Source organism: Dietzia sp. B32, assembly GCF_024732245.1.
Lineage (GTDB): Bacteria > Actinomycetota > Actinomycetes > Mycobacteriales > Mycobacteriaceae > Dietzia.
Genome location: NZ_CP093845.1, coordinates 133929 through 158783 on the forward strand (window position 1 = coordinate 133929; position 24855 = coordinate 158783).

The window sequence follows — 24855 nt, forward strand, 5'->3', positions numbered from 1 at the left end:
CCCATGGCGCACCCCGGCGAGAGCAATCCCGGCGACCGCGTGCCCGGTGATACGGCGACGGTCGAGCCGCCCGAGCACGCCTCGACCGACACCTCGGTCGACGCGTACCCGGAGGGTTATCCCCACGACTGGGCCGCGGACGTCCTCGGTTCCGACGGTCGGGCCGTGCGGGTCCGGCCGATCCTGCCGAGCGATGCCGAGAAGATCTCCGAGTTCCACAGCAGCCTGTCCGAGCGCACCCGCTACCTGCGCTACTTCGGGTCCCACGACGTCCTGTCCGATCGCGAACTGGCGCGCATGACGAACGTCGACTACCGCGACCGGATGGCGTTCGTCGCCGAGCTCGGCGCGGAGGTCATCGGGATGGCGATCTACGAGCGGCTGCCGAACTCGACCTTCGCCGAGGTGGCGTTCACGATCTCCGACCAGCACCAGGGGCGTGGGCTGGGGTCGATCTTCCTGGAGCATCTCGCCGGCGCGGCCGCCGAGTGCGGGATCGACCACTTCGAGGCCGAGGTGCTCTCGGAGAACCGGTCGATGATCCAGGTGTTCCGGCGGGCCGGGTACGAGATCTCCCGGTCGTTCGACGGCTCCACCCTCCATCTGGAGTTCGCGATCGACCCCACCGAGGCCCTGACGAACGTCCGGAACTCCCGGGAGGCGGCGGCGGAGGCGCGGAGTCTCGCGCGGGTCCTCAACCCCGGTTCCGTCGCGGTGATCGGCGCCTCGGATCAGGTGGGCAAGATCGGCCACACCGTGTTGCGCAATCTGATCGGCAACGGGTTCTCCGGACCCGTGTACCCCGTCAATTCGGATGCCAGGTCGGTGCAGTCCGTGCGCGCCTACGCCAGTGTCCGGGACATCCCGGACCCGGTGGACCTCGCGGTCGTGGCGGTCCCGGCGGCATCGATGTCCGAGGTCCTTGACGACTGCCTGTCCAAGGGCGTCTCGACCCTCGTCGTCATCTCCGCGGGGTTCTCGGACGTCGGTAGCGCCGGTGTGGTCTCGGAACGTCGTCTGGTCAGCGAGGCCCGGGCACACGGGATGCGGGTGGTCGGCCCCAACGCGCTCGGGGTGATCAACACCTCCACCGATGTCCAGCTCAACGCGACCCTGGCCGAGGTCGTCCCGGGGCCCGGCCGCACCGGCTTCTTCTGCCAGTCGGGCGCGCTCGGCATCGCGATCCTCGCCGCGGCTGCCCGGCGCGGGCTCGGGTTGTCCACGTTCGTCTCCGCCGGGAACCGCGCCGACGTCTCCGGCAACGACCTGTTGCAGTACTGGGACACCGACACCGCCACCGAGGTCGTGTTGCTCTACCTGGAGAGCTTCGGTAACGCCCGCAAGTTCTCCCGGATCGCACGGCGGGTCGCCCGCAACAAACCGGTCGTGGTGGTCCGACGCGCCGCCGACGACCTGGAGTCGGGAGTCGAGGGGCTGACGGCGAACGCCATCGGGGGATTGTTCCGCGACTCCGGCCTCATCCAGGTGGACTCCATCACCGACATGTTCGACACCGCCACACTGCTGGCCTACCAGCCGCTACCGACGGGAGGGCGTCTGGGCATCGTGGGCAACTCCTCGGCGGTCGGCCGTCTCGGTGCGGACTCCGCGCGGCAACAGGGCTTCACCGTGGCGCATTCGGTGGACCTGGGGGCCGGTGCGTCCCCCGAGGAGTTCCGTGGGGCGATCTCGGACGCACTCGCTCGCGACGAGGTGGACTCCGTTCTCACGGTGTTCGTCCCCCCGGTCGCCACGGAGCCCGACGCGTACGCGGAGGCGATCCGCGCTGCGGCCGGCGAGAGCTCCAAGCCGGTGGTGAGTACGTTCCTCGCCGGGGAGGGGCTGCCGGAGGGCCTGACCGTGACCGACGAGTCCGGGGTCGCCGCCCGGGGTTCGATTCCGTCCTATCCGTATCCGGAACGGGCCGTCTCCGCGCTGGTACGTGCCCGCCGATACGCCGAGTGGCTCGACAAACCGGCGGAGGAACCGGCCGAGTACGAGGACATCGACCGGGCTCGCGCGCGAGAGCTGGTGAACTCCCTGTGCCAGCTCCACGCCGGGACCGAGTCGTTCGAGCTCACCCAGGGCCAGGTCCGCGCACTGTTGGAGTGCTACGGGATCGACATCGTCGACTACCGCGTCGTCACCGATGTAGACCAGGCGGTGATGGCGGCCGATGAGCTCGGCTACCCCGTGGCGGTCAAGGCGATGAGCGAACGATGGCGGACCCGCAGCGACCAGTCCGGTGTGCGGCTCGACCTGGTCGACTCCGCCGCGGTACGCCACGCCTTCTCGTTCCTCCAGTCCACCACCGGTTCGCGTGCCCTCCACGTCCAGAAGATGGCGACGAAGGGGGTCGCCGTCACCATCCGGGTCGCCGACCACCCGATCTTCGGTTCGCTCATCTCGTTCGGGTTGTCCGGGATGTTGTCGGACCTGCTGGCCGATCGGGCCTTCAGCACCTTGCCGATCTCACAGGGGGAGGCCGCGGCCCTGCTCGACCGGCCCCGCGCCGCGGCGATCCTCGACGGGTACGCCGGCGACGCGCCGGTCGACCGGGACGCGTTGGTCGAGCTCATGGGGAGGGTCTCGTGTCTGGTCGAGGACATCCCGGAGATGCGCCGGCTGTCGGTGGACCCGGCCCTCGCCGCACCGGACGGGCTGGCAGTGCTCTACGCCACCGTCCGCCTGGGTCCGCCGCCCAGGTTCAGCGGCGACGAGGGACCCCGCCGACTGCGCTAGCGACTGTCGGACGCACCCACGCCGGGACCGCTCCGATCGGGGCGGATACGGGGCTGTGACGAGCACGGGGCGGAGAAAATGCACGGGGCGGAGACGAACAGGGCCCCGCCTCTCCCGATCGGGGAGGGGCGGGGCCCTGGATTCTCCGGTCAGACGGCGTAGGAGCGGAGCTTGTCCGCGCGACGGCCCTCGCGGAGCTTGGCCATCACCTCACGCTCGATCTGGCGGACGCGCTCGCGGGACAGGCCGAAACGCTTCCCGATCTGGTCGAGAGTACGGGGCTGACCGTCGTCCAGTCCGAAACGCAACGTGATGACCTGCTGCTCGCGCTCCTCGAGGGTCGCCAGGACAGCGCGCACGTCGGAGTGCATCACGTTGGTCACCACGGTGTTCTCGGCGCTGGTGGCCTCGGCGTCCTCGATGAAGTCGCCGAGTGGCGCCTCCTCGTCCGCGCCGACCGGCATGTCGAGGCTCACCGGGTCACGCGAGTGGTCCAGCAGCTCCTCGATCTTGTGCGCGGGGATACCCGACTCCTCGGCCAGCTCGTCGAGGGAGGCCTCGCGGCCGAGCTGCTGGTGCAGTTCGCGCTTGATCCGGGCGAGCTTGTTGACCTGCTCGACGAGGTGGACGGGAAGACGGATAGTGCGGGACTGATCGGCCATTCCCCGCGTGATCGCCTGACGGATCCACCAGGTGGCGTAGGTGGAGAACTTGAAGCCCTTGGCGTAGTCGAACTTCTCCATCGCACGGATCAGGCCCAGATTGCCCTCCTGGATGAGATCCAGCAGCGGCATGCCGCGACCCGTGTAGCGCTTGGCCAACGACACGACCAGACGGAGGTTGGCCTCGAGCAGGTGGGCTCGGGCGGCCTCGCCCTCCGCGACGATCGCCTTGAGGTCAGCCTTGCGCACCGGCCCGAGACGCTTCTTGGTCTCGAGCACATGCTTGGCATAGAGACCGGCCTCGATCCGCTTGGACAGCTCCACCTCGTCCTCGGCGTTGAGCAGTGCCGTCTTGCCGATCCCGTTGAGGTAGACACGGACGAGGTCAGCGCTCGGGCTCTGGCCGTCCGGCTCCGCCTCCGTCCGACGGTCCGATCGGGTGGTGGCTGACGTCATGTCTCCTCCTCCTGCCTGACCTGGTGACGAGGTCGGCGTTCGGTTGCTGGTGGACGGATCAGGCGCGTGTCCGGGTCACGGTCACGTACCTCTACAACGGCGGGGGTGCCGGGAATGTTCCCGCGCCGATGATGTCGGTCACGATCCGTCGTGTGAACCGGGTCAGTGCGAGCCGGGAGTCTCCACCAGGAGAGTGAACGGCCCGTCGTTGACGGAATGGACCCGCATCATCGCGCCGAAGACACCTGTGGCCACCTCGAGTCCGCGCTCACGCAGACCTTGGACGACCGCGTTCACCATCGGTTCGGCGACCGCGCCGGGGGCCGCTCGAGACCACGACGGGCGCCGGCCTTTGGCGGTCGATCCCATGAGGGTGAACTGGCTGACGACCAGGACGGGCGCGCCCACCTCCGCAGCGCTGCGTTCCTCCCGCAGGATCCGCAGTTCCGAGATCTTGCGGACCATCGTGGCCGCGTCGGTCTCGTCGTCGTCGTTCGACACCCCGACCAGTACCAACAACCCGGGGCCCGGCAGTGACCCCACGACCTCGCCGCCCACCGTCACCGACGCCTCGGTGACCCGTGAGACCACCGCCCTCATCCGTCCGCACCCCCGGGCACGGCTGCGGCGACCCCCGGAGCGACGAGACCGGGCACCCCGACGGGGACGACGAACCCGTGGACGAACAGATCGGCCACCACCCGCCGCACGGGGGCGGCGAGGGCGTCCGGATCCTCCCCGGCACCCGCCGCGGCGAGCACCACCAGATCCTCCAGCGGCAGCGCGCCCGTCCGCGCCCCTCGTAGGACGGCCGCGGTGAGCGGGTCGATCTCGTGCCGCCACCGGGCGCCGGTGACGCGCTCCACCACCACGGTCGACGGGCCAGGGTCACCCGCCTCGTCCGGCCCGGTCGGCGCGAGGGACTCAGAGGCGTGCACGTGGACATCCGGCGACACGGTGAACACCGTGGCGTCCAGGGCACGGTCCTGCCCGCCGAGTCGGTCCGCCGCCTCCCGCAACCACGCGGCGCGTGCGAAGTACGCCTCGGCCTCGTCGCCGAGGCCCTCGCCGAACGGGTGCGTGAGGTCCTCGCACAGCACCGAGGACGGCCCCTCGATCCGACGCAGGTAGACGTAGCCGAACCCGACCCCCGCCACCCCCTCGTCGGCGAAGTGGTCCAGCCAGGAGTCCGCCGCCCGCGAGGTGGCCTCGTCGCGCGGGTCCATGCCCTCGTCGGTGAGCCAGGTCCACACGTAGAGCCCGGGGTCGGAGACGTCCCGCCGGACGATCCACGCGTCGACGCCCTCGGACGGGACCCAGGACGCCACGTGCGTCCGCCAGTCGGCGTCCTCCCGCTCCACCCAGGACGCCAGCAGGACCGCGGTGCCGCCGTCGGCCAGATGGCCCGGCGCGCCCGACACGACCGTCCGGCTCGCACCGTCGAGCTTCAGTCCCGACTCCCGGTAGGAGTGTCCGGTCTCGGGCGGACCCACCACGAACGGGGGATTGGCCACGATCCGGTCGAACCGGCGGCCCGCGACGGGCTCGAACCACGGACCGCGCAGGAGTTCCGCACGCCGGCCGTTGATCGCCAGGGTGGCGGCCGCGAGTTCGAGGCACCGCGGTGTGATGTCCGTCCCGGTGACCGAGCGGGCGGTCTCCGACGCGTGGACCATCTGGATCCCACACCCTGTGCCCAGATCGAGGACCGACCCCGCGGGGGAGGTGGGCGTGACCCGCAGCAGTGAGAGCGTCGCCTGCCCGACCCCCAGCACGTGATCCGGTCGTGTCCGGGTGTGGACCATCGACCCGTCGACATCCGCGAACACCCAGCGGGTCCCGTGACCCGTGTCGACCGGGCGTAGGTCGATCGCCGCCCGGAGCGAGGCGCCGTCGTCGGCCTCGGTCCACAATCCGGCCTCGACGCCGTCACGCACCGGGACCCCGGGCAGGATCGCAGCGACATCGGAGCGGGGGAGCGGATCGCCCAGGACGAACAACCGGAGGAGCACGCCGACCGGACCGGCGTCGCGGGCGCGGCGGCGGACCGTCGCGGCGTCCGACCTGGCCAGGGCGGAGACCGCCTCCGGGCCCAACTCCCGCTCCACTCCCTCGACCGTGTAGTCGTGACGGCGGAAGGCCTCGGCCAACGTGGGTGCCAGATCGGCGAGGGTCGGGGTCGCACGGGTCATTGGTGGGGATCGCTCTCGTCGGTGGGGTTGGTGGGGGTGGTGGGGTCCGCGGGGGCGGCGGGGTCGGACGGGGAACCGGGGCCCGCAGGGGTGCCCGGGTCGGTCCCGGTGTCGGTGGTGTCGGTGTGGGTGGTGCGGGGGGACGGCGAATCCACCCCGGTGAGGCCGGGGGGCAGGGCGTACGGGGTGTTCGACGAGAGACGCCCCGCTGTGTAGGTGCGGGCCTGCCCCTTGGGCAGGGGAGGACGGTCATTGGCACCGATGACCGCGATCCACGGGATCGGGATGGACCCCCCCACGATCGCCAGCGCGATCCACGGGTTGTTCCAGATGGCCAGGGATCCCGCCGCCAGGAACAGGGCGGGGATCCGGATGCTCATCAGCAGGAAGTAGCGCTTCTTCCGGGCCGCGAGTTCGTCGTGGTACGACTCCCGCGCGCCCGTGATGAGAACGGGCTTCGACGTGTCGTCCCGTTCCCCGGATCGCTGACGGCGGAAGTCGGGTGCCATGGGGCCCAAGGTACTCCGGCGTTGGCGCTGCGACCGTGGGGTGCGGCATCATGAGGGGGTGAGCACCACCCGGACGAAGACACTCGAGCGTCCCGAGGTCACGACGACCGAGGAGACGCAGGACGACGCACCCAAGTTCTTCCACTATGTGGACAAGAGCAAGATCGCCGAGAGCGCGGTCATGGGTACCTATGTGATCGCCCTGTGCGGTGAGGTCTTCCCGGTCACCCGCTCCGCGAAGCCCGGATCGCCGGTGTGCCCGGAGTGCAAGCGCGTCTACGAGACCCTGAAGCCTGGTGAGTGATCCCGGCGCGGTCCCGGGCCCAGACGAGCAGACCGCAGAGCAGACCGCCCCGCCGGCCGGGGGTGCGTCGCTGCGCGCCTGGCAGCGCACCGCGCTGCGCAAGTACCTCATGGCGAGGCCGAAGGACTTCCTCGCGGTGGCGACACCGGGTGCCGGCAAGACGACGTTCGGACTACGGGTGGCCTCCGAACTGCTCGCCGACCGGACCGTCGACGCGATCACCGTGGTCGCCCCCACCGAGCACCTCAAGTACCAGTGGGCGGCCTCCGCCGCGCGCGCCGGGATCGCCCTGGACCCCGAGTACTCCAACACCTCGGGCGCCCTCGCCCCCGAGTATCACGGCGTGGTCGTGACGTACGCGCAGGTGGCCGCACACCCGTTCAAGCATCGCGAGCGCACCGCGTCCCGACGCACCCTGGTCATCCTCGACGAGATCCACCACGGTGGCGACGCCAAGAGCTGGGGCGATGCGATCCGTGAGGCGTTCGAGGACGCCGAACGCCGCTTGTCGCTGACCGGCACCCCGTTCCGGTCCGACGACAGTCCGATCCCGTTCGTCACCTACGAGCCCGACGGCCAGGGGCACCAGCGCTCCAAGGCCGACCATTCCTACGGCTACGCCGACGCGCTGGCCGACGGCGTGGTCCGCCCGGTGGTGTTCCTCGCCTACTCGGGGGAGGCCAGATGGCGTAGCAACGCGGGCGAGGAGTTCTCGGCCCGCCTGGGAGAGCCGCTCAGTGCCGACCAGATGTCCCGCGCCTGGCGGGTCGCCCTCGACCCCCACGGCGATTGGATGCCAGCGGTGCTCCAGGCCGCGCACACCAGGCTCCGGCAGATCCGCGCCGGTGGTGTACCCGACGCCGGCGGTCTGGTGATCGCCACCGACCAGGAGCGCGCACGTGAGTACGCGGCCCTGCTCACCGAGATCACCGGCACCCCGCCGACCGTCGTCCTCTCCGACGACCCCACCGCCTCGAGCCGGATCGGCACCTTCTCCGACTCCACCGACGAGTGGATGGTCGCGGTCCGGATGGTGTCCGAGGGCGTCGACGTCCCGCGCCTGAGTGTCGGCGTCTACGCCACCAGCGCATCTACCCCTCTCTACTTCGCGCAGGCGATCGGACGGTTCGTCCGCTCGCGGCGACCGGGGGAGACCGCATCCGTGTTCCTCCCGTCCGTTCCCGTGCTGCTCCAGCTGGCCTCGCAGATGGAGGCGCAGCGCGACCACGTCCTGGGCAAGCCCCATCGGGAGGAGGGGCTGGAGGACCAGCTCCTCGCCCAGGCGAACCAGCAGCAGGACGAGAACACCGAGGACGAAGAGGACCGCGGTTACATCTCCCTCGGCGCGGACGCCGAGCTCGACCAGATCGTGTACGAGGGGTCGTCCTACGGCACGGCCACATTCGCCGGCAGCGAGGAGGAGGCCGACTACATCGGGCTCCCGGGTTTGTTGGGCGCCGACGACGTCAAGGCCCTGCTGCGCCAGCGTGAGAAGGAGCAGATCAAGCGCACGTCCGCCCAGTCCGCCTCCGGGGCGGGATCCGTCGCGGTCGTGGGAGCGGACCCGGCGGTGTCCGGGGCGACCATCCCGGGTAACGCCGCCGGCCCCGGCGCGCACGCGGGTGCCGCCGCCGAGCGGGTCGCCTCCGCCGCCGAGCTCAAGGACCTACGGCGCCAGCTCAACACCCTGGTGTCGGTGTACTCCGGCCGGCTCGGCAAGTCCCACGGGGCGATCCATACGCAGCTCCGTAACTCGTGCGGGGGCCCGCCCGTCCCGATGGCCTCCGCGGAGCAGATCCGCGAGAGGATCACCCTGCTGCGCAGCTGGTGACCGCCGGCCGGCCCCGCCGGGCATCCGGGCCACCGCTCGATGACGAGAATGGGCCCCCGCCGAGATCTCGGCGGGGGCCCATTCCTCTGATACCGGGTCAGTCCAGGTAGTCGCGCAGCACCTGGGAGCGCGACGGGTGGCGCAGCTTCGACATCGTCTTGGACTCGATCTGCCGGATCCGCTCGCGTGTGACGCCGTAGACCTGACCGATCTCGTCGAGCGTGCGCGGCAGCCCGTCGGTGAGACCGAAACGCAGCCGGACCACGCCGGCCTCACGCTCGGACAGCGTGTCCAGGACGGAGCGGAGCTGGTCCTGCAGGAGCGTGAAGCTCACCGCGTCCACCGCGACCACGGCCTCGGAGTCCTCGATGAAGTCACCGAGCTGCGAGTCGCCCTCGTCGCCGATGGTCTGGTCGAGCGAGATGGGCTCCCGGGCGTACTGCTGGATCTCCAGCACCTTCTCCGGGGTGATGTCCATCTCCTTGGCGAGCTCCTCCGGGGTGGGCTCGCGGCCCAGATCCTGGAGCAGCTCACGCTGGATGCGCCCGAGTTTGTTGATGACCTCGACCATGTGCACCGGGATACGGATGGTGCGGGCCTGGTCGGCCATGGCGCGGGTGATGGCCTGCCGGATCCACCAGGTGGCGTACGTCGAGAACTTGTAGCCCTTGGTGTAGTCGAACTTCTCGACCGCGCGGATCAGACCGAGGTTGCCCTCCTGGATGAGATCCAGGAACGCCATGCCGCGTCCGGTGTAGCGCTTGGCGAGGGAGACGACGAGTCGCAGGTTGGCCTCGAGCAGGTGGTTCTTGGCGCGGACGCCATCCCGCTCGATCCACTTGTAGTCGCGACGCTGCGCGGTGGTGAGCTTCTCGCCTCGCTCCGTGACCTGCGCCTGGAACCAGGTGGAGTACAGGCCGGCCTCGATGCGCTTGGCCAGCTCGACCTCCTCCTCTGCGTTGAGGAGTGCGACCTTGCCGATCTGCTTGAGGTACGCGCGGACGGAGTCCGCGGAGGCGGTCAGCTCGGCGTCCTTGCGCGCCTGGCGCAGGGCCTCCGACTCGTCCTCATCCCAGACGAAGTCGCCCGACGCCTTGTCCTTGGCGGTGGGCTCCTCCTTGGTCTCCTCGTCGGCCTCGACATCCTCGACGTCGACCTCGACGTCCTCGAGTTCGGCCGTGTCCGGCTCGACCTCGGGGACGTCGGTGGGCTCCTCGTCGACCTGGTCACCGTCGACGCCCTCGGGCTTCGACGGGGAGGCGGTCTTCTTCGCGGCCGTCTTCTTGGCGGCGGTCTTCTTCGCGGCCGTCTTCTTGGCCGGGGCCTTCTTCGCGGCGGTCTTCTTGGCCGCCGTCTTCTTCGCGGGCGCCTTGCGCGCGGCGGTCTTCTTGGCGGGGGCCTCGCCGGTGACCTCGGTGCCCAACGGATCGCCGCTCGCCGCGGAATCCGAACTGGTGGTCTTCGTGGCTGCCACAAACGCCCCTTCACAACCGGTTACTCGATGGGAATCGGGGATCGATGCCGCCTAGTGCAGACACTCGAGCCGTCCGCCTTGCGGTACCGGGCCCGTCCCCGGCCGGCACGTGGTCCCGGCATTGGCCATTGTAACGAGATTACGGCCGGGGGGTCGCATCCGGCGGGGTTGGTCCGGGTCAGACACCGCCGTCTGGTAGGACCCCGCCGAGGTCGAGAACTCCCGAATGGCCGGCGGCGTACAGGGCGGCGCCGATGATCCCGGCGTCGTTGAGCCGGACCGCGGCCCGGACCGGGGTGCGGTTCTCCAGCAGGGGGAACCACTCGTCGGCGGCCTCACTGACGCCGCCGCCCAGGACGAAGGCGCGGGGCCACAGCAGGTCCTCGATCGAGCGAAGGACATTGGACACGTGGGGGGCCCAGTCGGCGAAGCTCAACTCGTCGCGGGCGCGGACCGCGGCGGAGGCCAGGTGCTCGGCCTCGTCGAAGCCGCGTCCGGCGATGTCCTCCACGATGACGTGTCCGAACTCGGAGTTGGGCAGGAGCCGGCCGTCGAGCAAGAGGGCGGAGCCGATGCCGGTACCGAAGGTCAGCAGGATCACCAGGCCGTCGACGCCCCCGCCGGCGCCGTAGTGCACCTCGGTCAGCCCGGCGGCGTCGGCGTCGTTGAGCATGAGCACGGTGCGGCCGGGGAGATGGCGGTCGAAGAGGTCGACCACGTCGCAGCCGATCCACGACCCGTCGATGTTGTGCGCGATCCGCGCCACGCCCTCGTGGATGACGCTCGGCAGCGCGACCCCGACCGGTCCGGTCCAGTCGAACTCCTCGACCATCTCGCGGATGGTCCCGGCGATGGCGTCGGGCGTCGCCGGCTGCGGGGTGGCCCGCGTGAGCCGGTCGCCGATGAGGTCGCCACGAGTGAGGTCGACGAGTCCGACCTTGATTCCGGTACCCCCCACGTCGACACCGAGGCCCGTCGGGGTGTCCGGGGAGAGGTCGGACGCGGAGGGCACGGGGTCGGGCATGGTGGGCTCCAAGGGTGTGGGCCGTGGGCGGGTACGGCGTGGGTCGCCCGTCGTGCCCGGGTCGCCGGGGCACGATGGGTGTGGTGCGCTCGCCAGCGTATCCGTCGGGTGCACCGCCGGGCGGGTTCATCGCCGGAGCGGACGTGGGATACGACGACGAGGAGGCTCACATGACGGGGCGGGGAACAGACGCGGTTGCCGGCCGGACGGGCACGGAGTTCACCGACGAGTTGCGGGCGCTCGCGGAGCGGTTCGCCACGTCCGGCGGCGACGTGGCCCGGCGGATGCTGGCGGAGTTCGGCCCCTCCGGCCCGGGGTCACGCTCCAAGAGCTCTGCGACCGACCCGGTGACCGTCATCGACACCTCGGTGGAGAGCCATCTGCGGGACGAGATCGGGTCCTACCGCCCGGGTGACGGCGTCCTCGGGGAGGAGGGCGGCGAGGATGGCGGTGAGGGTGCCGGTCCGCACGACGGCGACGGGGTTCGTTGGGTGGTCGACCCGGTCGACGGGACCGTGAATCTGCTCTACGGCATCCCGTTCACGGCGGTCTCGGTGGCCGCTGAGGTGGACGGGGTCGTGGTGGCGGGTGCAGTGCACAACATCGTCACCGGTGAGACGTGGTCGGCGGGTCTCGACCGCGGCGCCACCCTGCGGGGGGCCGACGGTACGACGAGAGCGCTCCGGTCCTCGGGGTGTGGCGACCTGTCGCTGGCCCTGGTGGGTACCGGGTTCGCCTACGACGCCGGTATCCGTGCAGAGCAGGGCCGCGTGGTCGCAGGGCTCCTGCCGCGGGTGCGGGACATCCGGAGGTGTGGGTCGGCTGCGCTGGACCTGTGCATGGTGGCCTGCGGCCGGTTGGACGCCTATTACGAGCGGGGTCTGAAGCCGTGGGACCACGCGGCCGGGGCCCTCGTCGCGGCCGAGGCCGGAGCGGTGGTGGCGGTGTCCGACGACATCGAGGTGCCGACGACCGCCGCGGCGGCCGGCGTGGCGGGGGAGTTCCTCGCGGTTCTCGGCGACCTGTCGGGTGCGGTCAGCAGCTGACCGTCCGCGCCGCGTCGAGTTCGGCCGAGATGGGTTGACGCCCGACCTTGAGTTCATCGAGTGCCCCCACAGCCGCCGTCGAGTCGGACAGTCGGGAGAAGATCGTGCCCAGCGCCAGATCGACGGTGTCGTCCTCGCGGCCGTCCGCCACGAGTTGCATGCAGGGCGCCGCGAGCGACAGTGATCGTGCGGCCGCCTGCCCGGCGTCGCCGTAGCGGATCTGACCGTGGCACTCGAGGGCCTGCCCGTACACCGGATCGTTCCCGATGGCGTCGTCGCCGGCGGGCTGGAATCCGCGCTCGGCGAGTTGCGCGGCCACGGCGCCGGCCTGACCGCTCTGTCCGTTCGCGTTGAGCACGCGGACCCGGGTCTCGTTCAGCAGGGCCGGTTCGATGCCGTCGAGCGCATCCGCGGGCTGGTCACTCAGCCCGGCCTCCTCTGCCGCGGGAGGCAGGGGGCAGGCCGCGGCCTGCGTCGCGGCATCGCTTCCCCGGAGGGCGAGGGCCCAGACGAGTGCTCCCGCCGCCAGCACCACCACCACGAACAGGACGTAGGCGGAGCGCAGTCGGTGTAACCCCCGCGCGGGGGTCGGACTCGGCCTCGCCTGGGTGCTGAGGTGGACGACCATGGGGGCCCTTCCTGCAGGTGAACGGGTCGAGAGCCCCGGCGGGCCCTGCACCACCACTGTAAACGTCGACCGCCCGGCGTCCCGGTCGGCGCACTGGCGGTCAGGGCGGATGAAAATGCCGATTAATTCCGTTACTATGCGTGCGCTGGTCGCGACACGACCGGTCCGCGCGCCCCCCACACAGACCCGCAGAAATGAGACTCATGGCAACCGACTACGACGCCCCCCGCCGCACCGAGGCCGACGAGCTCACCGGCGATTCGCTGGAGGAGCTGAAGGCCCGGCGGGCAGAGGGCGCGACCGGCGAGGTCGACGTCGACGAGACGGACACCGCCGAGTCCTACGAACTGCCGGGCGCCGACCTGTCCGGCGAGGAGCTCACGGTGCGTGTCGTGCCGGAGCAGGACAACGAGTTCACCTGTGGTGAGTGCTTCCTGGTGCATCACCGCAGCCGTTTCGCCGAGGAGCGGGACGGGATGCCGATCTGCGTGGACTGCGCCGGCTGATCGACCGCCGGCTACTCCGCCGCGGCTCGGCCGGTCAGCTGTAGTGGTTGTCCGGAAGCGCCGCTGCGAGGCCTTCGGGGTCCCGCGTGCTGATGAGCCAGTACGGGGTGGGATCCATCGGGTCGTCGAGGACGACGATCACCATCGTGGGGATGTATCCCCTGTGGACCACGAAGGCCTCGGGGTCGAGCTGCCGCCCCATCGCGGCCTGCTTGGCGGTGGCGGGCACGACGGCGCTGCGGGCGATGGCGTCGAAGGGCAGGCGGGCGTTGCCCGCATAGAGGGTCCCCCCTCCCTGGCCGTCGGACTCGACCTCGATCTTCACCCGGCCGACGGAGATGAACAGCCAGGCGAGCAGGACGGGGACCACGACGGCCAGCAGCCACAGCCACCACCGCGCTCCGATGACGAGCGCCTGGGCGACCACCACGACGGTGATCACGGCGAGGACGACCCACCACCATGCCGGGACCCGGAGGGTTTCCGAGTGAACCGGGCGCGGAGCGCGATCGGGCGGCGGGCGGAGATCTTCGTCGGTCACGACGTCAAGACTATCGAGCAACCGGGTCGGACCCGGCAGGAGGGCGCGAGCGCCATGAACAATCCGGACGAGTCCAACGGGACCGGTGGAGTACTTCGGGTACGCCGCCTGGACGGGGGTGTGCCCCTGCCGGTCCGGGCCCATGCGACGGATGCCGGTGTCGATCTCCACGCCGCGCACGACTGCGAGCTGGCCCCCGGACGACGGGCATTGATGGGGACCGGGATCGCCGTGGCGATCCCCGCGGGCTATGTCGGCCTGGTCCACCCACGGTCGGGTCTGGCCGCGCGCGCGGGTCTGTCGATCGTCAACGCGCCGGGAACCGTCGACGCCGGGTACCGGGGGGAGATCAAGGTCAACCTCATCAATCTGGATCCCACCGAACCGGTTCGTATCGGGCGAGGTGACCGCATCGCACAGCTCCTGGTCCAGCGTGTGGAACTGTGGGACGTCGTCGAGGTCGACGAACTCGACGAGACAGACCGCGGAGACGGTGGCCACGGCTCGACCGGCGGGCATCACCGCCTGCCCTGACCGGCGTCGACCTCGTTGGGTAGCGTCGACCCGAGACGGTCCCGTTCGGGGCCGGGTCGCACGGGGAGAGGATTTCCACCATGTTCGGACGAAAGAAGCCGGTGACCGGGGCCCGCGACGCCACCACGGCCGCCGAGCAGGAGTCGCAGGCCCCCTCCACGACGGGGCCGCATGACCGCTCGTCCGTCGGTGACGTACCCGGGTACTACACCGCGCTCGGATACGGCCACATCGACCTCGGTTCGCTGGTCATCGGCGTCCCCAAGGGGCGGGACCTGAACGTCGCGTTGGATCCCAACGGTCAGCCCGAGTTCCACGTGGTCACACAGGTCTCTCGGGTCATCCCGCGCGCGTTCGCCGCGCCCAAATCCGCTGGCCAGTGGCGGACGATGGTGACGGGAATGCGTGAGCAGCTCGAGCAGCAGGGCGCGGATGTCTCCGTGGAGGACGGGCCGTGGGGACGCGAACTGGTGGCGGTGATGCCGGGTGCCGTCTTCCGCGCGATCGGCGTGGACGGTAACCGGTGGACCGCCGAGGTGCGGATCATGGCGACCCCCGAACTCGCGGACCAGGCTGCCGACGAGGGGCGTGAAGTGTTCCGGCACCTGCTCATCAACCGCGGGGACGGGCCCATGCCGGTCCGGGAGCAGCTCCCGCTGACCATCCCGGACGAGATCCAGCAGGCGCTGGCGCAGGCGCAGTCACAACTCGCCGCGCAGCAACAGGCACAGGCCTACCAGCAACAGATGGCGGCGGGTCAGCCCGGCCGTACCGGTCAGGCACCGAACCAGCCGCAGCAACCCCAGGCCCCCCAGGCCGCGGAGAACCCCGGGTCGCAGCCCGCGGCGCCGGACAGTGCCCCCAGGGCCCCACGGAGGGACGGTAGCGCGATGGACCGGCTCCGTGGCGGGGACGACGACCTGTGACGACCCCAACGCAGCGAGCAGGAGTCTGACCGTGCCGTTCCCCCGGGGACTCAGAGAATTGACCGCCAGGCTCACCGACCCGGTGGAGATCCTGGACGCGGCGGATCTCGCCGGGCGCGTGCACCGTACCGGGTGTGCGCACGTGTCGACCGTGTCACGGGGAGACCACGCCACCCTGACCGGGCGCGTCCGCACCGTTCTGACGTGCGGGGGAGAGGACTTCCTCGGTCTCACCGCCGAGGTCTTCGACGGCACCGGGGCCGTCGAGGTGTGTTGGCTCGGTCGTCGCACCGTTCCGGGGATCGACACCGGCCGGTTCGTCCGTGTCACCGGCCGGGTCGGCCTCCGACAGGGGCACAAGATCATGTTCAACCCGCGATACGAGCTACTCGAGGGACAACCCCGCAGCACCGTGGAGGAATCGCGTGACCGAGCCTGAGCCGGTGACCTCGCAGACGACGGGCGCGTCCCGTCGCCGGTCTGCATTCGGTGACCCTGATGCGTCCCTCGTCGAGCAGATGGGCGGGATCCGCGGACTGGTCTACTCGTCGATCCCCATCCTGGCGTTCGTTCCCATCAACGGTGTCTGGGGTCTGACCGCGGCCATGTGGGGTGCGATGGGTGTCGCCGTGGCGATGCTCGCGTGGTCGCTGGGGCGTCGTGAGAATCCCCAGCCCGCGATCTCGGGATTCATCGGTGTGGCCATCTGTGTCTTCATCGCGTGGCGGACAGGGGACGCCAAGGGGTACTTCCTCTACGGGATCATCACCCAGGCCGTGTACGGCGCGGCGTTCGCCGTCTCCGCACTCGTCCGCTGGCCACTCGTCGGAGTGATCTGGGGGTTTCTCGACGGCAGGGGGATGGCATGGCGTCATATTCCGGCGGCGCGTCGGTGGTACACGGTCGCGACGTCGTTCTGGGCCGGTTTGTTCGCGATCCGGGCCGTCCTGCAGTACGCGCTCTATCTCAACGACGAGGTCACCTGGTTGGGAGCCGCGCGTATCGGAATGGGGTGGCCGTTGGCGCTCGTCGCGTTCCTTGGGACCGTCTGGGCGGTCCGACGTGCGTCCGTGTACGAGAAGGAGGCCCCGGACCGGGCCGATGCGGCCGGCGGGGCTCCGGCGGCATCCGAGCCCGAGGACGGCACCGCCACGACGTGAGACCCACGCACCGCCTCGACACGGAGCCCCGACGACCAGCAGGTCGTCGGGGCTCCGTTCTCGTGAGCGGTGGCACGGGCGAGCGCCGGGTCAGACCGCGGCGGTCGCCGTCCGGGAGAAGGTGCTCGGCCCGGTGATCGCCCGGTAGGCGTAGACCGAGGCGAGCGTGGTGACGGGGATCGCCACGAACAGACCCACGAACAGGGCCAGCGCACCCACTACGAGGATGAGGACGTTGAGGACGGCGAGCGTGAACAGGTTGCCCCCGTCCGACTTGATCGCGTTGAAACTCGACACGATCGCATCAGTGGCGGTCATGTTGCGATCGACGACGAAGTACTGCGTCCAGTACAGGAAGAACGCCACCACGAACGCGCCGATGATGAAGCCGATGAGTCCGACGACCGTGGCGATCCCGACGAGGATCGCCGCGACGACGAACCATCCGAAGTTGTGGAGCTTGAAGAAGTCGCCGATAGCGGGTTTGTGCCCGTCCACCTCGAGCAGGGCGCCGCGCAGGACGAACGCCTGGAACAGCAGTCCGACGACGAAGGAGATGATCTGGGCCAGGAACATCACCGCAACCGACTCGGAGTTCGCGAGCTGCCCCGCGATACCGCCGACCACCACGCTCGCCAGGGTGATGAGAACCCACGGCAGCGGGTTGTTCTTGAACAACTGCCACCCGGCGCTGACGGCGTCGGTCGCGGACACCTTGCCCGTCATGACCGGGCCGCCGCCCGCACCTCCCTGCCCGTACGCACCGCCGTAGGCGGGGTCGCCGAAGGACTGCTGTCCGTAACCGGGTTGGCCGTAACCCTGCTGACCGTAGCCCTGCTGACCGTAACCCTGTTGCCCGTATCCCTGGTCTCCGTAGCTCTGCCCGGGGTAGGGCTCCTGACCGTAACCCTGCCCGCGGTAGGGCTCCTGACCGTGCGCGGAACCGTAGCCGCGGTCCTCGTAGCCCCGGCCCCGGTCCGGCTGACCTGAGCCGGCGTTGTACGGATCGTTCGGGAAGCCGTCCCCTGTCGGGGTACCACCGGTAGTCATCACATCTCCAGATCGCTAGGTGCGCCGCGGAGGAATTCCCCGGCTCTATGAATGAACCTAGTACCGGGGAGGGGTTTGCGGGAGAGGCAACTCGCCCGGCTGCCTGCATCGGGAGAGACGCGAGGGCCCCGCTGACGGCATGTCAGCGGGGCCCGTGGTCACCGGGGACGGTGGGGGTCAGATGTTGGCGTCGATCTCGACGGCCTGTGCGACGCCGGCGATGGTGCCGGCGATCTTCACCGCCTCCCAGGCCTGCTCCTTGGTGACGCCCTCCTTGCGGATGACGTCATCGTGAGCGGCGGTGCAGTTCTCGCAGCCGTTGATCGTGGACACGGCCATCGACCAGAGCTCGAAGTCGGCCTTCTCCACGCCCGGGTTGGCGATGATGTTCATCCGCAGGCCCATGCGCACCTGGGTGTAGTCATCGCCCAGGAACTCTTTGGCGCGGTAGGCGACGTTGTTCATCGCCATGATCGAGGCGGCGCCGAGCGCGGCGTTGAACGCCTCATCCGACAGGTGCTGGCGAGCCTCGTCCGCGATCTCGGACAGGACCGTGGCCGAGCGGGTGGCAGCGGCGGTGGCTACGAACGTCCCCCAGAGCTGCTGTTCGGACAGCTCGGTCGAACGCGCCAGCGAGCCGAGGTTCAGCTTGAGATCCTTGGCGAACTCGGGGAGTCCGGACTTCAGGTTCTCGATGCTCACTTAATGCCCTCCTGCAGGACGTCCATCTTGTTGATGTTCTTGGTGGGGTCGTTCTTCTGCCAGTTGCAGGCGCAGACCTCGGACGACTGGAGGGCGTCGAGCACGCGGAGGACCTCGTCGACGTTGCGGCCGACCGCGTCCGGGGTGACCGAGACGAACTGGATGACGTTGTCCGGGTCGACGATGAAGGTCGCGCGATCGGCGACACCGTCCGCGTTCTCCACGCCGAGAGCGCGGATGAGCTCGTGCTTGATATCCGACAGCAGCGGGAACGGCACGGTCTTGAGCTCGTCGTTGGTCGCGCGCCAGTTGAAGTGGGCGAACTCGTTGTCGATGGAGCCGCCGAGAATCTGGGTGTCGCGATCCTGGAAGTCCTCGTCGAGCTTGCCGAACGCGGCGATCTCGGTGGGGCACACGAAGGTGAAGTCCTTCGGGTAGAAGAAGATCACGCGCCACTTGCCCTCGTAGGACTGGTTGGTGATGGTCTCGAAGTAGTCCTCCGGCTGCTGGGCGTTGACCTCTTGCAGGTCACCGCCCTTGAGCGCGGTGAGTTCGAAGTCGGGGAACTGATCGCCGATGGTGAGAAGAGCCATGTGATCCTCCTGAGGATGTGCCTGTGTCGGACGGACGAGTCCGACTATGCCGGAGTATTCGTGAGAGGTAAAGCCGATGAGAGGTAGATCACTCATAGGATCGGGCGAATAATCGTCGACTTTCTACTATTACTGCGCCTAAACTATTCGGCATGGCCGATCAGCGGTTCGTTCCGAGTCTCATGCAGCTGCGGGTGTTCCTCGCCGTCGCAGAGCGGCTGCACTTCCGCAGCGCCGCGGAGGAGCTCGGCATGAGCCAGCCATCGCTGTCCCAGGCTCTGGCGACCCTGGAGGACGGGCTCGGTCTCCACCTGGTCGAACGCAGCACCCGTTCGGTCCTCGTCACCGCCGCCGGCCAGCGACTCCTGCCGTATGCCCGCGCCGCCGTGACCGCGATGGACGCGGTGGCGGACGCGGCCGCAGGGAGCGATGGGCCGTTGTTCGGCACGCTGCGGATCGGGGTCATCCCCACGGTGGCTCCCTACCTGTTGCCGGGATTGCTCCCCGCGCTCGGTGAGCGGTTCCCCGACCTGCGGCCGAGGGTCGTGGAGGACCAGACCGCGAGGCTCCTGGACGGACTCCGCAGTGGCGTGATCGATCTGGCGATCATGGCCGTACCCACCGACGCGGTGGGCGTGGCCGCGACACCGCTGTACAGCGAGCCCTTCGCGCTGCTCGTTCCCGCGGATCACGAGTTCGCGGGGCGCGACGGCCTGCCGCTGGAGATCCTCGTCGACCAGCCGTTGTTGCTGCTCGACGAAGGACACTGCCTGCGAGAGCAGACTGTCGAGCTGTGCCGGCGGGTCTCCGCCCCCGTACTGGGCCGTGGGGAGTCCCGCGCGGCTTCGCTGACCACCGCGGTCCGCTGTGTGGCAGGCGGGCTGGGGGTGACGATCGTCCCCGAATCCGCCGTGGGGCCCGAGACCAGGGATCCGGGCATCGCGGTGGCGAGGTTCGCCGAGCCCGTCCCGGGTCGGACGATCGGGTTGGCTCTCCGAACCGCCACGGCGGGTGCGGAGGCCTATGCGGAGTTCGGACGGGTGGTCGCCGAGGTGGCGGCTGACCAGTTCGACGCGTCCCCGGTCTGACGAACGCTCACCTCGCGTCTGTGGTCACGCGATCGTCCACATAAGTGGACAGGTTCTCCACCGTGTCGACAGCGGCGAGGAACCTCGCCCTCAGGCCCTGGGTGCGTTCCATCCACTGCTTCTGGAACGCGACGAACTCGGCCCGACCCTCGCTGGTCTCCACCGGAATCGGCGCCAGGTCCCATGCGGAGAGGTCATAGGGGGATGAACGCATATCGACCTCGCGGGCATCGAAGGCGGCGCACAGGGAATCCAGGAGGAGCTCACCCGGCGCCCCGGCCTCCAGGGCCGCGGTGTGCGCGTAGACGTCCATTCCGGCGTGGAGGCAGGCGGGTTGCTCGAGGCGCAGTTGATCGTCCCGGGTGAGCGGTTCCCGGTTGAGGGGGGCAGCGGCCTCGGTGAAGAAGCGGAATGCGTCGAAGTGCGTGCACTGCAGCCGGGCCCCACGGACGACCTCGTCGATCCGCTCGGGGGGTAGTCGCAGTGGAACCCGGCTGTGTCGGAGGTCCTCCCGGACGGGCCGGTAGAGCATCGCCCACTCGTGCAGCCCGAAGCACCCGGTGGCACCCCGACGGGCCGCGGTGGCGGCGACGACGTCTCGTGCCCGGGTGATCCGGGCCCCGCAGCGTCGCCAGACCGAGGCGGCGTCGACGACGAGCCCGTCCCGGCCGGCCACGCTGTCCCGGCGGTAGTGGCGCCAGTCCCGTCGTTCATCCAGATGGGCGTTCTCCAGGAGGAACCCGGCACCCGGGTGCCACCGCCGGACGGTGGCGACGCTGGTGCGGTAGTAGGTGAAGAGGAAGTCGACGACCGGGTGCGCCTCGCCCCTGCGACGACGCTCGAGATGATCGGTCGTGAGGTGATCCACCCGGTCGTGATGACGTTGCTCGCGCAGCCGCCACAGTTCCTCGGGAACGACCACGGGAGCAGGTCCCCGACGGTCGTGTTTCACGAGCGCTTCTTTCGTTTCGGGCGATGGACGCGGGACTGCGCCGGACGGCGGGGTTGCGACGGTCGGCGCGACCGCTCCGACGGCGCGGGCGCCCGGCGAACCCGGGGCAGGACGATCTCCGGGCCGAACAGTCCGTCGAGGACCTGCTCCGAGTCGGGCCGGGTGGCGTCGACGATCTCGACGGACATACCGACCGAACGCGCCTGGTCCGCGACCCTGTCCACCTCGGAGGGCCTGAGCACGGCGGCGACGACCCCGGCACGGGCGTCACCTCGCCCGGTCCGCCCCGAACGGTGGACGAGATCGTCCATCGAGTGCGGCGGTCCGACGTGGACGACATGCCCGATGCCGTCGATGTCGAGGCCCCGTCCCGCGAGGTCGGTACTCACCAGCACCCTGACCGCACCGGACGCGAGATCGGCGAACGCGCCGGCCCGGCGGGTGGGGGACGCGGACCCCGCGACCCCTGCGGCGCTGACACCGATGTCGGCGACGGCCGCCCGCAGGGGCTCCACGGCGTCTCGCCGTGGGACGAAGAACAGGCCCCGGTTGCACCGGGCGGCCAGGCGCACCGCCAGTCCGTTGGGGTCGGGGCTGGAGAGCACCACGAGTCGACGAGGCGCCCCGGCTCCCGCGGTGTCATCCCGGGTGGTGGCCGACGACGGGACCGGGGAATGCTCCACGCGGTGGACCCGCAGGTCCGGGCAGCGCCGGGCGAGAAGCGCCTCGATGTCCTCGTCGGCGGTGGCGGTGGTCGCCACGAGCCCCGCGTCGGGGCAGTCGGAGAGGAGCGAGCCGGTCTGCTCGGCGAAGGACGGACCGAGGAGTTGATCGGCTTCGTCGAGGACCACCAGGTCGACGTCGTCCAGTGCGAGTGCTGCGGCGCGGACCAGGTCGGCGAGACGCCCGGGGGTGCCGACGGCCACGTCGACCGGGGCGATGAGTGCGCGACGGTCCCTGGTGAGGGGCTGGCCCCCGACGAAGGTGGCGACCTTCAGTCCGGCGCCCGCCCCCACCTCGGCGAGGACCTCGGCATTCTGCTCGGCGAGTTCGCGGGTGGGGGCCACGACCAGGGCTCGGGGACGGCCGGTCCGACTCGGCGATCCGGCGAGGCGGTGGGTGACCGCGACGGCGAACACGAGGGTCTTTCCCGACCCCGTGGGGGCGACGGCCAGTAGATTCCCACCGCCGACGGCATCCGCGAGCGCGGCGGCCTGGATCGGGGTCGGCGCACCCGGGACCAGGGCCGTCACCGCATGGCGGATCGGGACCGCTACTCCCAGTTGCTCGAGTAGGCGGCCCAGCTCGCCGGGCCGCGGGCCGGTCAGGCCCGCACCTCGGAACGGTCGCCGCTCCAGAGCGTGTGGAAACTGCCTTCACGATCGGTCCGCAGGTAGGTGTGCGCGCCGAAGAAGTCGCGCTGACCCTGGATGAGCGCGGCCGGCAGACGCTCGGTCCGGAGCCCGTCGTAGTAGGCGAGGGCAGCGGAGAAGCCGGGAGCGGGGATCCCGGCGGCGACCGCGGTCGTCACGACCCGGCGCCAGCTGTCGACGCAGTCCGCCAGGGCCTCCGCGAAGTACGGGGCGGCGAGGAGCGTGGGCAGATCGCCGTTCTCCGCGTACGCCTCGCGGATGCGGTCGAGGAAGGTGGCGCGGATGATGCAACCGCCCCGCCAGATGGTGGCGAGATCGCCTCGCGCTACGTCCCAACCGTGCTCCGCGTTGGCAGCGGTGATCTGATCGAAACCCTGGGCATAAGCGATGACCTTGGAGGCGTAGAGCGCCCTGCGTACGTCCTCGACGAAGTCCGGGCCGGTCTCGGCGGGGGTCGACACGGCGCCGGAGGGCAGTGCCCGGCCGGCTTCACGCTGGGGCACCGAGCTCGAGAGGGCGCGCGCGAACACGGCCTCGGCGATACCCGTCACCGGCACGCCCAGGTCGAGAGCGGACTTGACCGTCCAGCGGCCGGTGCCCTTCTGCCCCGCGCGGTCCACGATGACGTCCACCAGCGGTGCCCCGGTCTCGGCGTCCACCTGCGCGAGGACCTCGGCGGTGATCTCGATGAGATAGGAGTCGAGCTCACCCGTGTTCCACTCCCGGAACGTCTCGGCCATGGCGGCCGGTTCGATCCCGGCCACGCCGCGCAGCAGGTGGTAGGCCTCGCCGATGAGCTGCATGTCCGAGTATTCGATTCCGTTGTGCACCATCTTGACGAAGTGGCCCGAGCCGTCCTCGCCGACATGGGTGCAGCAGGGGAACCCGTCGACCTTGGCCGAGATGTCTTCGAGCATCGGGCCGACGACCTCGTAGCTGGAAGCCGGGCCGCCCGGCATGATGGAGGGGCCCTCCAGGGCCCCCTCCTCTCCACCGGAGATCCCCGCGCCGATGAACCGGATCCCGCGTGCGGCCATGGCCTTCTCGCGTCTGATGGTGTCGGTGTAGAGGGAGTTGCCACCATCGATGATGATGTCGCCCTCGTCGAAGGCGTCGGCGAGGGCGTCGATCACGGCGTCGGTGGGCGCGCCCGCCTGCACCATCACGAGGGCACGCCGGGGCGATCGGAGCGCGGCTGCGAACTCGGCGATCGACTCGGTCCGGATGAAGTCGCCCTCGGCACCGTGCTCGTCGAGCAGGGCGTCCGTCTTGCCCGCGGACCGGTTGTGTACGGCGACCGTGTAACCGCGGCGGGCGAAATTACGGGCGATGTTCGAGCCCATGACGGCGAGACCGGTCACTCCGATATCGGCGGATCCTGCGGTGTCGGAGGTGGGCGTCGCGCCTTCACGTTCAGTACTCATGGGGTTCAGCGTAGTCGACGGCCCCGGGCTGGTTGGACCTGCGGTGATGGGTGTTTCCGCGCCGGGGAGGGCTGAACGGCTCCTGTGTTTTTGCTGACAGGTCAGGCGTGCACTGAGTGCACCGATTGGGCGAACCGGCCGAAATTTCTTGGTAACGGACAGGCGTGTGTTGTAACACTTAATACCGGCCGGGTGACCTGGTTCACTGCGAGACGGGGGGTCGGATCGCGGTGGTGATCCGCTCCGGGATGGGGACGGGCCGGCCGTGCACGGGGAATCGACTAGGGGGAAAGACCAGACATGACCGGCTCAACGCTGCGCACGCAGATGGTGGGGACACGCACTGTGTTCGACGACACGGTCGAGGTGCTCGGCGGCTTCCGCGCCGGCTATCCGAAGTTCTACTCGATCGCCGATCTGGGGACACAGTCGCGTCGACGGTGGGTGCCGCTCGAGCAGGCCGTCGACAGCGGGCGGGTCGAGCTCATGTTCCGGAACCATTTCGCGGAGTCCGGTGATATCCGGTTCTCGACCTACCTGGTCGCCGAGGCCTTCACCCACGGTGTTCTCGGCAGAGCGGTGGCCAGTTTCGTCACCATCGGCCGGGTGTGGGACACCGGTGCCGAGAACATGTCGGTGAGAACCGACATCGAGGGCGGCCTCGACTGGGCGGGGGTGCGCGACACCACCCTGCGGGTGCTGCCCGAGGACCCCGTCGCGGGTTCGCCGGGAACGATGGTCCTGCCCTGCGAGCAGGCGTTGGCGCAGTGGCTCGCGTGCCGGTCGCGTTCGACGCTGACGTCGGTGTTCGAGGGGCTGGCCGAGGTGAGCAACTGCAGCGTCGAGACGTTGTGGTCGATGGCGGGCGAGTGCGTCCTGGGCGCCGCGACGATCGTCCCCACGTTCGCGGACACCAGCCAGGAGACCGGGTACCGGCGGGGACAGATGGTCCTGCAGGCGCTGCACGACTCGGGACTGGCCGTCCGCCGGCGAAGCCGACTCCCGCGCACCCCCGGCGCCGGTCCGATCCCCGTACGGGACCGGGGTTGGCGGTCGGTGCGCTGAGCGTCCACGGACGTGCCGCGGGCTCTCGTCTCCGCGGGTAACGTTCCGTCCCGGACGCCCGGACACGCCGGGC

25 protein-coding genes are annotated in these 24855 nt (G+C 70.0%); 11 read left to right on the top strand and 14 right to left on the bottom strand.

The annotated features are described in order from the left end of the window. Positions 1–3: 3 nt before the first annotated feature. Complete coding sequence (locus tag L8M95_RS00635) at positions 4–2742, top strand: GNAT family N-acetyltransferase (RefSeq protein ID WP_260487430.1); 2739 nt, start codon at positions 4–6, stop codon at positions 2740–2742. A gap of 149 nt (positions 2743–2891) precedes the next feature. On the opposite strand, the gene L8M95_RS00640 is transcribed toward L8M95_RS00635, so the two are convergent. The 4 genes from L8M95_RS00640 to L8M95_RS00655 form a co-directional block, all read right to left on the bottom strand. Beyond that, positions 2892–3860: a sigma-70 family RNA polymerase sigma factor gene (locus L8M95_RS00640; RefSeq protein ID WP_260487431.1), complete on the bottom strand. Its 969-nt coding sequence runs from the start codon at positions 3858–3860 to the stop codon at positions 2892–2894. Between the two features lie 162 nt (positions 3861–4022). Then, the gene (gene dtd, locus L8M95_RS00645) at positions 4023–4460 is read right to left on the bottom strand and encodes a D-aminoacyl-tRNA deacylase (protein ID WP_260487432.1); all 438 of its coding nucleotides are present in this window, start codon (positions 4458–4460) and stop codon (positions 4023–4025) included. Next, positions 4457–6052 carry a methyltransferase gene (locus tag L8M95_RS00650; RefSeq protein WP_260487433.1) on the bottom strand — a complete coding sequence of 532 codons (1596 nt, stop codon included), beginning with the start codon at positions 6050–6052 and terminating at the stop codon, positions 4457–4459. Before L8M95_RS00650 ends, dtd begins: the two co-directional genes overlap by 4 nt. Continuing rightward, on the bottom strand, positions 6049–6561 hold the full coding sequence (locus tag L8M95_RS00655; RefSeq protein ID WP_260487434.1) for a DUF3099 domain-containing protein: 513 nt from the start codon (positions 6559–6561) through the stop codon (positions 6049–6051). Before L8M95_RS00655 ends, L8M95_RS00650 begins: the two co-directional genes overlap by 4 nt. A 58-nt stretch (positions 6562–6619) precedes the next feature. Between L8M95_RS00655 and L8M95_RS00660 the strand changes: the two genes are divergently transcribed. Both L8M95_RS00660 and L8M95_RS00665 read left to right on the top strand, forming a co-directional pair. After that, complete coding sequence (locus L8M95_RS00660; protein WP_007628744.1) at positions 6620–6865, top strand: DUF3039 domain-containing protein; 246 nt, start codon at positions 6620–6622, stop codon at positions 6863–6865. Next, positions 6858–8696 carry a DEAD/DEAH box helicase gene (locus L8M95_RS00665; RefSeq protein WP_260487435.1) on the top strand — a complete coding sequence of 613 codons (1839 nt, stop codon included), beginning with the start codon at positions 6858–6860 and terminating at the stop codon, positions 8694–8696. Before L8M95_RS00660 ends, L8M95_RS00665 begins: the two co-directional genes overlap by 8 nt. A gap of 97 nt (positions 8697–8793) precedes the next feature. Here the strand turns inward: L8M95_RS00665 and L8M95_RS00670 are convergent, their stop codons facing one another. Then, positions 8794–10170 (bottom strand): RNA polymerase sigma factor, encoded by a 1377-nt coding sequence (locus L8M95_RS00670; protein WP_260487436.1) that lies wholly within the window; start codon positions 10168–10170, stop codon positions 8794–8796. A 178-nt stretch (positions 10171–10348) separates the two neighbouring features. Continuing rightward, positions 10349–11194, bottom strand: a complete 846-nt coding sequence (gene ppgK / locus L8M95_RS00675) for a polyphosphate--glucose phosphotransferase (protein ID WP_260487437.1) — start codon at positions 11192–11194, stop codon at positions 10349–10351. A gap of 170 nt (positions 11195–11364) precedes the next feature. Between ppgK and L8M95_RS00680 the strand changes: the two genes are divergently transcribed. Further along, complete coding sequence (locus L8M95_RS00680) at positions 11365–12240, top strand: inositol monophosphatase family protein (protein ID WP_396119720.1); 876 nt, start codon at positions 11365–11367, stop codon at positions 12238–12240. Here the strand turns inward: L8M95_RS00680 and cei are convergent. Beyond that, positions 12230–12868 (bottom strand): envelope integrity protein Cei, encoded by a 639-nt coding sequence (gene cei, locus L8M95_RS00685; protein ID WP_260487439.1) that lies wholly within the window; start codon positions 12866–12868, stop codon positions 12230–12232. The two genes, L8M95_RS00680 and cei, sit on opposite strands and share 11 nt — an antisense overlap. A gap of 203 nt (positions 12869–13071) precedes the next feature. Between cei and L8M95_RS00690 the strand changes: the two genes are divergently transcribed. After that, complete coding sequence (locus tag L8M95_RS00690; protein ID WP_067715850.1) at positions 13072–13374, top strand: DUF4193 domain-containing protein; 303 nt, start codon at positions 13072–13074, stop codon at positions 13372–13374. A 34-nt stretch (positions 13375–13408) separates the two neighbouring features. Here L8M95_RS00690 and L8M95_RS00695 read toward each other — a convergent pair whose 3' ends face one another. Continuing rightward, positions 13409–13915 carry a DUF3093 domain-containing protein gene (locus tag L8M95_RS00695; protein WP_260487440.1) on the bottom strand — a complete coding sequence of 169 codons (507 nt, stop codon included), beginning with the start codon at positions 13913–13915 and terminating at the stop codon, positions 13409–13411. A 54-nt stretch (positions 13916–13969) separates the two neighbouring features. Here L8M95_RS00695 and dut point away from each other — a divergent pair, with 54 nt between their 5' ends. The 4 genes from dut (at position 13970) to L8M95_RS00715 (ending at position 16535) form a co-directional block, all read left to right on the top strand. Next, positions 13970–14449 (top strand): dUTP diphosphatase, encoded by a 480-nt coding sequence (gene dut, locus L8M95_RS00700; RefSeq protein ID WP_260487441.1) that lies wholly within the window; start codon positions 13970–13972, stop codon positions 14447–14449. 80 nt (positions 14450–14529) lie between these two features. After that, on the top strand, positions 14530–15375 hold the full coding sequence (locus tag L8M95_RS00705; RefSeq protein ID WP_260487442.1) for a DUF3710 domain-containing protein: 846 nt from the start codon (positions 14530–14532) through the stop codon (positions 15373–15375). A gap of 31 nt (positions 15376–15406) precedes the next feature. Beyond that, the gene (locus L8M95_RS00710) at positions 15407–15814 is read left to right on the top strand and encodes a hypothetical protein (RefSeq protein ID WP_260487443.1); all 408 of its coding nucleotides are present in this window, start codon (positions 15407–15409) and stop codon (positions 15812–15814) included. 79 nt (positions 15815–15893) lie between these two features. Then, positions 15894–16535, top strand: coding sequence for a DUF3159 domain-containing protein (locus L8M95_RS00715; RefSeq protein WP_260489112.1), 642 nt, complete (start codon positions 15894–15896; stop codon positions 16533–16535). Between the two features lie 90 nt (positions 16536–16625). Here the strand turns inward: L8M95_RS00715 and L8M95_RS00720 are convergent, their stop codons facing one another. The 3 genes from L8M95_RS00720 to L8M95_RS00730 all read right to left on the bottom strand — a co-directional run bounded on the left by L8M95_RS00720 (position 16626) and on the right by L8M95_RS00730 (position 18880). After that, complete coding sequence (locus tag L8M95_RS00720; RefSeq protein ID WP_260487444.1) at positions 16626–17585, bottom strand: hypothetical protein; 960 nt, start codon at positions 17583–17585, stop codon at positions 16626–16628. 177 nt (positions 17586–17762) lie between these two features. After that, positions 17763–18287, bottom strand: coding sequence for a carboxymuconolactone decarboxylase family protein (locus tag L8M95_RS00725; protein WP_260487445.1), 525 nt, complete (start codon positions 18285–18287; stop codon positions 17763–17765). Then, on the bottom strand, positions 18284–18880 hold the full coding sequence (locus L8M95_RS00730; RefSeq protein WP_260487446.1) for a peroxiredoxin: 597 nt from the start codon (positions 18878–18880) through the stop codon (positions 18284–18286). Before L8M95_RS00730 ends, L8M95_RS00725 begins: the two co-directional genes overlap by 4 nt. Before the next feature lie 152 nt (positions 18881–19032). Between L8M95_RS00730 and L8M95_RS00735 the strand changes: the two genes are divergently transcribed. Then, the gene (locus tag L8M95_RS00735; protein ID WP_260487447.1) at positions 19033–19968 is read left to right on the top strand and encodes a hydrogen peroxide-inducible genes activator; all 936 of its coding nucleotides are present in this window, start codon (positions 19033–19035) and stop codon (positions 19966–19968) included. A gap of 7 nt (positions 19969–19975) precedes the next feature. Here the strand turns inward: L8M95_RS00735 and L8M95_RS00740 are convergent, their stop codons facing one another. The 3 genes from L8M95_RS00740 to gndA all read right to left on the bottom strand — a co-directional run bounded on the left by L8M95_RS00740 (position 19976) and on the right by gndA (position 23717). Continuing rightward, the gene (locus tag L8M95_RS00740; RefSeq protein WP_260487448.1) at positions 19976–20890 is read right to left on the bottom strand and encodes a hypothetical protein; all 915 of its coding nucleotides are present in this window, start codon (positions 20888–20890) and stop codon (positions 19976–19978) included. 26 nt (positions 20891–20916) lie between these two features. Continuing rightward, entirely contained in the window at positions 20917–22173 is a 1257-nt protein-coding gene (locus L8M95_RS00745) for a DEAD/DEAH box helicase (protein ID WP_260487449.1), read from the bottom strand. 71 nt (positions 22174–22244) lie between these two features. Then, positions 22245–23717 (bottom strand): NADP-dependent phosphogluconate dehydrogenase, encoded by a 1473-nt coding sequence (gene gndA, locus L8M95_RS00750; RefSeq protein ID WP_260487450.1) that lies wholly within the window; start codon positions 23715–23717, stop codon positions 22245–22247. A gap of 300 nt (positions 23718–24017) precedes the next feature. On the opposite strand from gndA, the gene L8M95_RS00755 reads away from it, so the two are divergent. Beyond that, positions 24018–24782 carry a hypothetical protein gene (locus L8M95_RS00755; RefSeq protein WP_260487451.1) on the top strand — a complete coding sequence of 255 codons (765 nt, stop codon included), beginning with the start codon at positions 24018–24020 and terminating at the stop codon, positions 24780–24782. Positions 24783–24855 lie beyond the last annotated feature (73 nt).